Raw genomic sequence first — 11,938 nt, forward strand, 5'->3', positions numbered from 1 at the left:
CCTATGTTTACTGCAGAAACCCAAGTAAGAGTACGATATGCCGAGACAGATCAAATGGGATATGTCTACTATGGCAATTACGCCATGTATTTTGAGGTGGCCCGTGTAGAATCCCTACGGCAAATTGGTTTTTCGTACAAGGATATGGAAGACCAGGGCATCATGATGCCTGTACTAGAAAGCTACAGCAAGTACATCAGGCCTGGGCGATACGATGAACTATTGACGATCAAAACGACCATTAAGGAAATGCCGGGGGTAAAGATCAGGTTTGATTATGAAATCACGAATGAAGGCCAGGAACTGATCCATAAAGGCCATACCGTGCTTACCTTTCTCAAAAAAGACGACCACCGACCGTGCAGACCTCCGGCGAATTTGTTAGATTTATTAAACGCTTACTTTTAGCCAACAGCACGAATGGTCAAAAAAAAGGTGCATCACATATTGCAAGCGCTGGATGGATATGCTCAAAAGCTTCGCCATGTCCATTTAAAAAATCCAGATCAGAACCTCTATGATGTAGGAAAAATTTTCATCCATCAGATCCAAAAGGACGAGATCGATGACCGGGCCAGTGCCGTGGCATTTAACTTCACGATCGCCCTCTTTCCGCTGATCTTGTTCTTGCTTAACCTGCTGCCCTTTATCGAAGTGTTCTTTCCGGAAGTCACCCCCGAAAACATCCTGTTTTTGGTAAAAGAGGTCCTCCCGGCCCCGCTTTACGAAGGTACCGAAGCCACGGTACAGGACATCATCAACCGCCCCCGACAGGGCATGCTGTCAGTGGGCTTCTTTATGGCATTATACCTGTCCACCAATGGCATTGTCTCCTTGATTAGTGCCTTCAACGCCTGCTACAAGACGCGTGAAAACAGGGGATTTATCCAAACCCGGCTGATCGCGGTGATGATCATTGTCTTTCTGGTGCTCAACCTTTGTGCAGCTGTACTGGTGATGATATTCGGAAACAAAGCGCTCTCCTTGCTCACGGACTATGGCGTGGTCTCCAGCAGCAGCTATATCCTTTACCTGCTGGTGGCTGGCTTGCGTTTTTTTGTACTCCTCTTTCTGTTCATGTTGGCCACCTCCTTTATCTTCCACTTTGCCCCCGCCGTCCATGACCGGTTTCATTTTTTTTCCGCAGGATCCATTACCGCCGGCCTGTTGATCACACTGGCCTTTTACCTATTTTCTTTTTACCTCAACAACTTCGCTTCGTATAACAAACTCTACGGCTCCATTGGTACGATGATCGCGCTCATGCTCTGGATACTGATCACCTCATTTATCATTTTGGGCTGTTTTGAGATCAATGTAAGCTTGGCCAAAGCCATAAAAAAGAAACACCCCGCCAAAAATTAGTCCCCAACAAGCCAGCAAGTTACTGCAAAGAACAAATTTTAATTTCCAAAACCATTGTGAATTTCACAAGAAGTAGTACCTTTGCAAACCGTAAGACAAACACAATTGTCCTACAAACATAACGCAACAGATCCAGAGGACCTACCTAACGGCAGGCAGGATGGCAGAAAGTATCGATTTAATGTCATCTTGAAAACCTCAACACCTATAGAGGAGTGGCAGAGTGGTCGATTGCGGCGGTCTTGAAAACCGTTGTACCGCGAGGTACCGGGGGTTCGAATCCCTCCTCCTCTGCACAAACAAACCCTAACTCGCTTAAAAGCAATGAGTTAGGGTTTTTGTTTTTAATTCAGGGTCCTTTTCAGGGTCCCGAAAAAAAATTAAGTTTTTTTCCTCCCAAGATTTATTCGGTATTTGATCACCTATTAGAGTGCCAACAACCTAAAAACAACAATAAATAAATACCCGGTATTTTTTTATATCTTCAATTGTTTGGAAATACAGAACAATTGATTCCGGTTATTCGATGAATCTGACTTAGATCCCTACCAAATCATGAAAACCATCTTGATACACCACTCTAACCCCTCAATCTCAACTTTTAAAGCCTCTTCCATTTTCTGAGGAAGGGACAATATCATTAATATCTTCTTTAAACAATGCCACTGCTGTCATACAAGCTTCATAAAAGCTCAATATATAAATAGTATAGCGTCCCTTTCCACTTTGAGAATTAACTTTAATAAATGGTTTAGCCCCCCTAGGATGGAGTAGAATTTCTTTACCTATTATGGAATTATGAGACAAGGTACTCCTAGCATATCTATATAATTGCAAAATATCATTATAAGATAAGTTTAGATTGAAATATTCACTATTAAGAATATAATAATGAGATTTGACATCACCGGGTCTTATTTTTCTTTTTTTACCATCTATTTCAACTTCTAAGTTATCGCAATAACTACCTATAGTATCAACAATGGTAAAAAGCAATGTGGTTGCAGGGAAACCCAAAATACCTCCCAGCGCATGTGGTTCTACCCATAATTTACGGTCACTTTTTTTATAAGTGACACAGTATTTAACAGCAAACAATAATTCATCTAAAGACTCCATAAGCATTTCTGCTGGAGTTGAATGTCGTCCTTTGATCATATTTAAAAGATTTTGGAGCTATTAACCATTAAGTCATATTAACAAATTCGCATTTTAATAATCTCAAAAGTCATTTTTAATAGTACGTTTTTCAGCCCTTGCAATTGATACACAGCCATTCAAATGCATGATCAGACTATTTACCCCTACTCGGAAATAATCTCTTGCATTTGCTTCTAATGGAGGGGTAGAAGAAATTAGAACCCTATGCCATTTTAAGGCTAAACACCAGGATTTTAATTTATCATTCTCGAAGGATGCATATAAATTATGGGCGAATTCATTTCTTATTTTTCTCACCAGATTCAGATCATCTTTTATGACTTTATCGATCAGTCCAAGGCAATAGCACATCTTGATTTTACCACTAAAATTTCCTAAGGGTTGATTGAAAAGCATCATTTCCTCTACTTCTTTTTCATCTTCTGGGAAGAAAGCATACAGAATATGCTCTAAAATCATTTCTAAAAACGTTCCTCCCAAAATAGCAATGGTTCTATCATCTTTGCTCTCGTAGGTAAAGAGCTTATGAAACTCCATTAGGGAGTCATTTAAATCAAAATACCTATCTACTGCTTTCCCTTTTAAAATGAATCTATTTTTGTCCTCCATAAAGTTTAGTTTTAAACATATTCTTCAAAATGCTTCTATCTTCACAATTAAAAGGATTCAATTTCCAATGTTTAAACAACTGCCTTATTTTTTAGATGGGACAGGGTTTGGCCTTATTGAGGGTTTTGGGGTGGTCCTTCCTTTATTACCTTCTCTACTTGGTGGGGGAGTGGCGGGATTCGGTTTTTGTTTAGCCATTATAATAAGCATTTAGTGATGAGAAAATTAGTACGAACAAAATCCCAGTGCCTAAAGAAATAATAGATGAAATATTTAAGCATGAAATTTTTTCATTTCTTTTCATTGTTGTCCGGTAAACCCGGATATTAGTTAAATTCAATTTTCAACCTCTTGATTACAAAGTGGTTATTTATTTTTCGTCAGGGGCAAGCCCCCCTCATCTCAGGGAACAGTGTGTTTTGATTTTTCAAAATATCTTCTTGTATGATGGCTCTCCAGCTTCCTTCCGGATCCTCCAGGAACCTATACAAGCTGATATAATTCATTAATTGCTGTCTGACCAGGGATACCAAGTTGGAGAAAGCCCATTTCCTTTTGACCTGGCTTTTGATCAAGGTCAAAAGGAGATTGGCCAACATGGCCGACCATATCTGTATTTCTATGGCATTTTCATTGTCGCCCAAGAAGTACTTTAAAGGGAAGTTCTGCTTAAGCTGTTTGAATAATAGCTCTATCTGCCAGCGTCTTTTATAGATGAGTGCTATCTTCTCTGCTGCCATCTCAAAATTATTGGTAATGAACTCAAACGGGCGTTCACTTTTGCTGTCCCAATAGGCTATTCTCCTGGAACGGTGCTCCTGTTGCTTGTTCTTGCCATATCGTAAGATGATTTCTTCATCCTTGAGTACTCCGGAATCTGCCTGATCAGGAATATTAAACTCCTTTCGGGCCTGATAGACAGCATTGTCTTTTAACCTGGTCACATACCATATCCCGCTTTCGGTCAGGACCTCATATTTTCCATAATCCACATATCCCTTATCAAAAGTGATGATAGAGCCCCCGGGCAGGTTGAAAACCTCATCCAGGAAGGTATGGTCATGTCGGACAGCCGCACTGTAACGGACAAGATAAGGAACATGGTCACTCGCCCTGATGATGGTGTGGGCCTTAATACCTCCTTTCTTTTTGCCCGTTTTAGGGTTCCTGCCTACTCCCTTGAGAATATCCTTGAACAGACTAATGGTGGTAGAATCCATAATATAGAGCCTCTTCATATCAGCATCCTTCAACCGGCTGTCCGTTAAACTGTCACCATGCCTTTGGTACACACTCATGTATATATCGGCGAACACATCGCTCACACGTCGTTTGTTGGCTTCTGATAACGTACTCCGCCTTACCACATAGTTCAGACCCAAATGGGCCAATCTATGGGCATTGGCCAACAAACCGACAAGTGTCTCACGAATGGAATGATAGCCCTCAAATGCTACAAACAGCATTACTATCAAGTGGTTATAAGTCGTGAACTTCTTCACATAACGCTCCGCATTATGCCTGCGGGCTATCTCCCTTACCTCCCCCTTGTCAATGAACTTTATTAACTGATTGAATATCGGCTGTCCGCTAAAATTACTACTTTTGCCCATGGCTTAACTTTTTTGTGTCGTAACTCAAAAGTAGCCACAATGGGCTGGTTCAGCAATGGACTGGCCCTCTTTCATTTATTTTTTACCGGACACCAATGATTTCTTTTATCGATATTCTCCAACAGCATAGAATAATCGATATCCATATCGATTTCATTGATTGTTTTTTCGTTGTATCTACTCGACAGGTAATGGGAGAATAAATTTAAAAACAGCGTCAGTGCAAACAGCCCCCAGCCAAGAATAATGGTCCAAACGTAAACAGACTCCTTTAAAGGACTAATTTTATCAATAAAAGTGACCGTAAGACCAAGTGCCCCAGAGCTTATAAATGTTATGTATTTCTCAAAATCATCCTCACTTTTACTTTTCTGCTCTAAAATATACAGCCTATATTCCTTCCATTGATTTTCTTCCTCTTTTGTTTTCATTACACCACCTCCCTTTCATTTGGCTCCAATGCCTCCCTCAAAACCTGCTGCAAAAGCAATTCATTCTGCACTTGGCTTTCCATGATACTGGCCTCCAACTGATCACAATACCCCATCAACTTATCTAGCTTGGCGACTATCCGTTGTTGTTCAGAAAGCGGGGGGATGGGAACATCTATGTCTCGAATTGTGCCCATTGACAAACTGGGCTGCGCTGTTGCTTTAACATGCTTAAAAATTTCATTTCTTCCATAAGGTGAGCTAAGAAAATAGTTCAAGAATTTTAAATTGTAAAAATCTTCACATTCCTCGAATGGCTCTAATTTAGAAACATTGGGAGCTAAATGCCACCTTTCTTTCTCCCTGAACCTTGCAACATCACCAATACCAGCGCCTATAAAAGTCACCAATAGGGATTCTTTTGTCAAAGCACACCTCCCTAATAGAAGACTTGTTTCCTTATCGATAAATAGTAGGTTTGTTTTATCTAATTCGAACGGTCGAACATTTTGAGCACGGACCACAGGAATTTCTCCAATCGTCTTGAAATTAATGTATTTAGTAAATTCAAAACCCGCAAGTTTAGTTACAAAAAAAATATCGCCAACCTTAATTGGCACCCATGAATTTGGTATTTCCCATTCATTAGCTTTTGAAACCGATTGACTTGATGCTTTCCCTTTTTTTAGTTTCTTCTCCCTAATCAACCTTTCTTTTTCCATCTTGATCTTCTCCAAAAGCACCGAAGCAGGTTCTTCATTTGGATCTTGTGGCACCAATTTACCTTGCATGGCTTCCCGCAAAAAGGCTTGACGGAGTTGCTTCACCAAATCAAGTTGGTGTGTGAGTTCATCACTAAGATTTTTGCTTTTAGCCTCTAGAATCCCATATTGTTCTACAAATTCTATTTGAACCTCAATAGGTGGAACAGGAATTTCAATTTTGGCAATTTCTTTCAATGGTAAGGTCACATTGGCCATACCTTTCATTCTACTCACCAATTCATTTTCTCGATTCAGATCTAGATATCGAAATAGAAAATCTGCCCTAAGAATATCTTCATCATTTGGAATTACTGCACAGAGAATGTTGCCCACGGCAAACTTTCCGGATTGAAAATGTATCCGCTTTAAGCTTTTGTGACCATGTCCTGTTGATGAAACCAGAGGAATGATAACTGCATTCCCCTCAAAATGGAATTCATTATGTGAAAGCCGTTCTTCCGCTGTTACCACTAAAGGATATTTACCTGGAACAGCTTTTTGAATTCCAATTTTGCCTTTTTGAATATTACAAAGCTCTCCTAATGTCTTCTTCGTCCAACTCATTTTATCGCAGATCTTATATGACTTAGTAGTTCATGGCTTCTATCAAAAGAATCATCCAACATGGTCATTAATTCAGAACTTGAATGTTCGATTTCTTCTTCCTGCTTGGTAGGGTTCTTAATATCTAAATCATAATTTCTGTCCTTAACAGTCTGAATATCCACCTTCCAACTCACCTCGCTTTCCTGTCGATCATTCCACCATTTTTTAATGGGGTCAAATTCCTTTACTTGAAGTGGTTTTGTTTTACTATAGCTTTTTTGCCCTTCCGGCAAGCGATGCTCATAATACCATATCTCTTTGGTCGGCTCACCTTTGGTAAAGAACAATAAATTCGTTGCCACAGTAGCATAAGGCTTAAACACGGAATTGGGTAATCGGATGATGGTGTGCAGATTACAATCGGTAAGCAGTTTTTCACGTACCCTTTGCTTTACACCATCCCCTGTCAAGGAACCATCAGGCAATACAATCCCAGCTCTACCACCCTGCTTCAGTAAATGCACCATCAGCACCAAAAACAGGTCGGCACTTTCCTTGGTCTTAAAATTCTGCGGAAAATTATTTTCGTTATTATTGGCCACGATACCGCCAAAAGGAGGGTTGGCCAGGATCACGTTAACCCTGTTTTTTTCGGTATAATTGCTCAGTGGCTGATCCAAACTATCACGGAAAGTGATATTGGGCACCTCCATATCATGCAAAATCAGGTTGGTAGTGGCCAGCAAATAAGGAAGCGGCTTGTACTCCCATCCAAACACGTTCTTTGCTATACTCTCCCTTTCTGCTACACTATTGGCCTGGCTTTTCAAATGTTCAATAGCTGCTGTCAAGTAACCACCTGTTCCACAGCTAGGGTCTAAAATCTTTTCCCCCAATTGTGGATTCATCATTTCACAGATAAACTCCGTAATGGCTCTTGGTGTGTAGAATTCCCCGCTTTTACCCGCACTTTGCAGTTCCTTCAAAATGGTTTCATAGAGTTCGCCAAATGCGTGGCGGTCTTTGGCAATATTGAAGTCTATTTCATTGAGCTTGTTCAATACCTTGCGGAGATTGATCCCGCTTTTCATGTAATTGTTATTGCCCTCAAACACCTCACGTACCAATAGTGCCCTTTGGTTGGCCAGGTCTTCGCTCATTCCCACCTTTAGGTTTCGAAGTGTAGGAAAGAGTTTCTGATCCACAAAAGCCTGTAATTCATCACCCGTAATCCCTTCATCATCCCCAGCCCATTCGTCCCAGTGAAACTCAGCAGGAATAGGGCTTTCGTAATCGTCCTTAATGACTTCCAGCTCCTTGTCCTTATCGGAGAAAATTTTCAGAAACAGCATCCACCCCAACTGTTCAATGCGCTGTGCATCACCATTCAGTCCGGTGTCCTGCCACATGATCTTGCGGATGCTATCTAATATTCCTTTTAAGTTGGCCATTTATTTCTTCTTGTTTTTTAGCTGCTTGGCAGTCTTGTCAATATTTTCAATAAAATCTTTCTCGACTTGAGAAAGCTCATTTTTAGTTTTTTCTTTGAACTTCTCATACTCCGAATGGGCTTTACCCAGTGCCTTTTGATGGCTGATCTTACCCGCATGGGTCAATATTTCATTCCCAGTCATGGTCAAAAAATCATCCAGCCTGGATACCCAGTCCTTCATATACATGGGCTTTCGGTTCATCGCCTGTAATTCTGCCATTTCGAGGTAAGCCGTAACGATCCTGTTTAGAATTTCCAATTCCTGCTCGTTCAGGTAATTCTTGGCTACCTCGGTCTCCTTTTTTGTGGGCTTTGCCCCCTTAAAATTAGTAAGCCCAAGATTTTTTTTACCGGCATCTATCCTTTTGTAAATTACTTCTGCCGCTGTGTTTCCATGTGCAGCCCAGTGCATTTTATTTTGTACCGTTTTGAAAAAAGTGGTAGAAATTTCGGTGTTGGGATCGTAGTCTATACTGGTAGCATAGATATCCAGAACCTTTCTCCAAAACACCTTCTCGGAAGATCTAATGTCCCGAATTCTGGCAAGAAGTTCATCAAAGTAGTTACCACCTCCGGCCTCTTTTAGGAGCTCGTCATTCATGGTAAATCCCTTAACGATGTACTCTTTGATTCTCGAGGTGGCCCATTTTCTAAACTGAACACCCCGATGAGATTTCACCCTGTATCCCACAGAAATGATGACATCCAGGTTATAGAACTTAACTGGACGGTCTGAACCACTAATGTGCAAAATCTGCACATTGCTTTTTTCGTCCAATTCTCCTTCTTTAAAAACATTCCCTATGTGCTTGGTGATCACACTTCTGTCCCGCTGAAAAAGGTCACTGATTTGTTCTTGGGTCAGCCAAACGGTTTCATTCTCTAATCGGGTTTGAATTTTGGTCTGCCCGTCTTCTGTTTGGTAAATTAGTATTTCCGAACTCATTAAGCTCCTGTATTATATAATTCTTGTTCCAATTCTTTTACGGCTTCTAAATATTTGGCTTTGCTTCCAAACTGCTTGATAATCTCCAAGGGGGAACCGTAATCCGTAAGCGGTTTGACCTTGAGGATATCCATGCTCTCAATATTGGTCACTCCTTCGTCTGCATACTTGTCCAAAAGCGTCTCTAAGACTTTCCTGGCTTGGTCACCATATTTAGTGAAATAATCCCGCTTTTTAACATTATTGGCACGTTCCTTACGTGTGAGTGGGGGCTGCTCAAAAGCAACATGGCATATAAGATCAAAAAGATCAACCTCCCTGTTTACTGCATCTCGCAAAGCTTCCACCAAAACACCTTGTTCTTCCAGTTCCTTGATGATGATTTCTTTTTTGTCCGTACTGTTCCATCGAGCTAGGAAATCATCCAAGGATGCGTACTGACCTTTGATCAATTCTTTGGTATGGTCTTTTAGGCTGGTGGTAATGGGCTTTCCATTGGTGTCAAAATACATTTCACGGCTGATCAACACCGATACATCCACCCCATTCACGTACACTTTCTGACGGGGCTCATTGACTTTGCTGGTTCTTGTCTGCGGTTCGGGATAGCGAATCTTTGTTCCGATTTCTATCTCTTCCCCTGTCTCCTCGTCTATGATCAGGCTGTCAATGCTTTGTTCTTCATCAACGATATTGGTCAAATCGGTATCCTCTGAAACAGGTTTTACTCTTATAGGGTCTCCATCAAAGTCCTTGTCGGCAAAAAGATCAGTAACATTTCGAAAATCCAGAATAGTAAAAAACATTTTGCCAAATTCCTCATTGATCCTGGTTCCTCTTCCTACTATTTGCTTAAACTTGGTCATGGATTTGATTTCCGCATCCAATACGATAACCCTACAAGTTTGGGCATCCACTCCGGTGGTCATTAATTCGGATGTAGTGGCTATCACGGGATATGTTTCTTCTGGATTGATAAAGTTGTCAAGCTCTCTTTTCCCTTCATCATTGTCTCCCGTAATCTGCATGATATACTTGTGGTTCTTGGCCACTAAATCAGCATTCAGATTGGATAGGGCAAATCGCATCCGCTCAGCATGATCAATGTCCGAACAAAAAACAATGGTCTTGGCAAATCGGTCATAACCTTTCAAAAACTCAGTAAGCTTTCTAGCCACTGTTTGGGTTCGCTCATCGATGACCAGTGTTTTATCAAAGTCCTTCCGGTTATATACACGGTCTTCCACTTCCTTGCCATCCTTATCCTTTTTCCCTTGCTCCGGCCGCCAGCCTTCAGCATCAACGTTCAGGTTGACCCGAACCACCCGATAAGGAGCCAAAAAACCATCATCAATCCCTTGTTTAAGGGAATAGGTATAAATCGGATCTCCAAAATATTCAATATTGGATACCTCTTTGGTTTCTTTGGGAGTAGCTGTCAAACCAATATGGGTCGCTTTATTGAAATAGCGAAGTATCTCCCGCCAGGCACTGTCCTCTTTGGCACTTCCTCTATGGCACTCATCTATGACTATGAGATCGAAGAATTCAGGTGAAAAATCCTTATACGCATCTTCTATATCGCTGGCATTTGTCAATCCCTGATAAAGGCCCAGGAACACTTCATAGGCCTTATCCTCTGTATCTATTCCCCTCTTATTATTACTTACAAGCTCTTCCTTTCCATCTGCCCTGCTCACCACCTTTTTTTTGATGATGGTCATCTTGTCTTTGAAATGTTTGAAATCCCCCCTTCTGGTTTGATCTATTAGGGCTGTTCTGTCTGCTAAAAACAGAATTCTCTTCTTTGCCCTACTTTTCCAAAGTCGGTGGATGATCTGAAAAGCCGTGTAAGTCTTTCCCGTTCCGGTTGCCATGACCAGTAAAATCCTTCCTTGTCCATTTGCAACCGCCTCTACCGTTCGGTTTACAGCAATTTGTTGATAATATCTAGGTGACCTACCACTTCCGTCAAAATAGTAATCCTGTAATGCTACTTCTTGAGCCTCGCTTGTATGGATTCCTTTGTATTGTTTGTACTTTTTTAAAAGTTCTTCAGGACTTGGAAAGCTATCAATATCAAGTTCTGTCTCAATATTTCCGTCAGTGGCCGTCCGGTCATGGAAAACAAACCCGTCACCATTGCTACTAAAAACACATGGTATATCCAGGATTTCGGCATAGTCCAAAGCTTGTTGCAGTCCTGCCCTTACTGAATGTCTATTGTCCTTGGCCTCAACAATTGCAATAGGGATATTGGGTTTGTAGTATAGGATATAATCTGCTCTTTTTCTTTTTCCCCTTGCGGTAAGCCTTCCCCTAACATAGATTTTACCATCTGTAAATGATACTTCTTCAAGTAACTGAGTGGTCTTGTCCCAACCCGCCTTTTCTATGGCAGGTGTGATGAATTTGGTACAAATATCACGTTCAGAAAGGGTTTTCTTGTCAATCATAATCACGCAATCAAAAAGGTCAAGTCAAACAAGGAAAATAATTACTTGGCCAATTCCCCTTGTACAAAATTTAAGGCATTCAAACCTTGTGGCTCTTGGTCAATATCATCTATAATCTTATCAGCCAACCAAAGCAGTTCCAGTTCTTTTTCATCTACCTCCAAAAAAGCTGCGATTTTTTTTAGCTGATTCTTTTGAGCCTTTCTCTCCCCTCGCTCCAGTTTACTGACCAAAGCTGTATCCGCTTCAATATAGGCCGCTACTTGTCTAAGTAGAAAACCTTTAGCTTCTCTTAGCTCACGAATTCTTCTTCCCAAATAGGTCATAGGATACAGATTTAGGTTCTAAAATCCTTTACAAATCTATTATTATTTCTGAGACTTGTCAGAATTAGTCAAATATAAAAAATACCATGAAAATTAAACGTGTCACATTGGCCTTTTTCATATTTCAAGCTTTTTTAACGCTTAATAAATAATTGACTGATTCAACAGAATAAACGAAAACTGTATTTGTTATATGAATTTTTAATTGATGGTTCTTCCGCTTTCAATC

11 protein-coding genes and 1 tRNA gene are annotated in these 11,938 nt (G+C 40.7%); 3 read left to right on the forward strand and 9 right to left on the reverse strand.

The features are described 5' to 3' along the window. Positions 1-3 precede the first annotated feature (3 nt). The 3 genes from ECHVI_RS01830 to ECHVI_RS01840 all read left to right on the forward strand — a co-directional run bounded on the left by ECHVI_RS01830 (position 4) and on the right by ECHVI_RS01840 (position 1,659). The gene (locus ECHVI_RS01830) at positions 4-408 is read left to right on the forward strand and encodes an acyl-CoA thioesterase (protein WP_015264230.1); all 405 of its coding nucleotides are present in this window, start codon (positions 4-6) and stop codon (positions 406-408) included. Between the two features lie 12 nt (positions 409-420). Continuing rightward, positions 421-1,365, forward strand: a complete 945-nt coding sequence (locus tag ECHVI_RS01835; protein ID WP_015264231.1) for a YihY/virulence factor BrkB family protein — start codon at positions 421-423, stop codon at positions 1,363-1,365. Positions 1,366-1,574: 209 nt separating this feature from the next. Continuing rightward, a tRNA-Ser gene (locus tag ECHVI_RS01840) sits at positions 1,575-1,659 on the forward strand. A 300-nt stretch (positions 1,660-1,959) separates the two neighbouring features. Here the strand turns inward: ECHVI_RS01840 and ECHVI_RS01845 are convergent. From ECHVI_RS01845 to ECHVI_RS01890, 9 genes are all read right to left on the reverse strand, one after another. After that, the gene (locus ECHVI_RS01845) at positions 1,960-2,523 is read right to left on the reverse strand and encodes a hypothetical protein (RefSeq protein ID WP_015264232.1); all 564 of its coding nucleotides are present in this window, start codon (positions 2,521-2,523) and stop codon (positions 1,960-1,962) included. Between the two features lie 63 nt (positions 2,524-2,586). Next, positions 2,587-3,135: a hypothetical protein gene (locus ECHVI_RS22840; protein ID WP_015264233.1), complete on the reverse strand. Its 549-nt coding sequence runs from the start codon at positions 3,133-3,135 to the stop codon at positions 2,587-2,589. 380 nt (positions 3,136-3,515) lie between these two features. Next, entirely contained in the window at positions 3,516-4,748 is a 1,233-nt protein-coding gene (locus ECHVI_RS01860) for an IS4 family transposase (protein ID WP_015264235.1), read from the reverse strand. 71 nt (positions 4,749-4,819) lie between these two features. Beyond that, a complete protein-coding gene (locus ECHVI_RS01865; RefSeq protein ID WP_015264236.1) occupies positions 4,820-5,179 on the reverse strand; it encodes a hypothetical protein in 360 nt (119 codons plus the stop codon). Then, on the reverse strand, positions 5,179-6,507 hold the full coding sequence (locus ECHVI_RS22845) for a restriction endonuclease subunit S (protein WP_015264237.1): 1,329 nt from the start codon (positions 6,505-6,507) through the stop codon (positions 5,179-5,181). Before ECHVI_RS22845 ends, ECHVI_RS01865 begins: the two co-directional genes overlap by 1 nt. Then, positions 6,504-7,940 (reverse strand): class I SAM-dependent DNA methyltransferase, encoded by a 1,437-nt coding sequence (locus ECHVI_RS01875; RefSeq protein ID WP_015264238.1) that lies wholly within the window; start codon positions 7,938-7,940, stop codon positions 6,504-6,506. Before ECHVI_RS01875 ends, ECHVI_RS22845 begins: the two co-directional genes overlap by 4 nt. Further along, entirely contained in the window at positions 7,941-8,927 is a 987-nt protein-coding gene (gene rhuM, locus ECHVI_RS01880) for a virulence RhuM family protein (RefSeq protein ID WP_015264239.1), read from the reverse strand. Then, positions 8,927-11,383, reverse strand: coding sequence for an EcoAI/FtnUII family type I restriction enzme subunit R (gene hsdR, locus ECHVI_RS01885; RefSeq protein WP_015264240.1), 2,457 nt, complete (start codon positions 11,381-11,383; stop codon positions 8,927-8,929). Before hsdR ends, rhuM begins: the two co-directional genes overlap by 1 nt. A 41-nt stretch (positions 11,384-11,424) precedes the next feature. Next, on the reverse strand, positions 11,425-11,709 hold the full coding sequence (locus tag ECHVI_RS01890) for a helix-turn-helix domain-containing protein (RefSeq protein ID WP_015264241.1): 285 nt from the start codon (positions 11,707-11,709) through the stop codon (positions 11,425-11,427). Between the last annotated feature and the right edge of the window lie 229 nt (positions 11,710-11,938).

This window comes from Echinicola vietnamensis DSM 17526, assembly GCF_000325705.1.
Taxonomy (GTDB): domain Bacteria; phylum Bacteroidota; class Bacteroidia; order Cytophagales; family Cyclobacteriaceae; genus Echinicola; species Echinicola vietnamensis.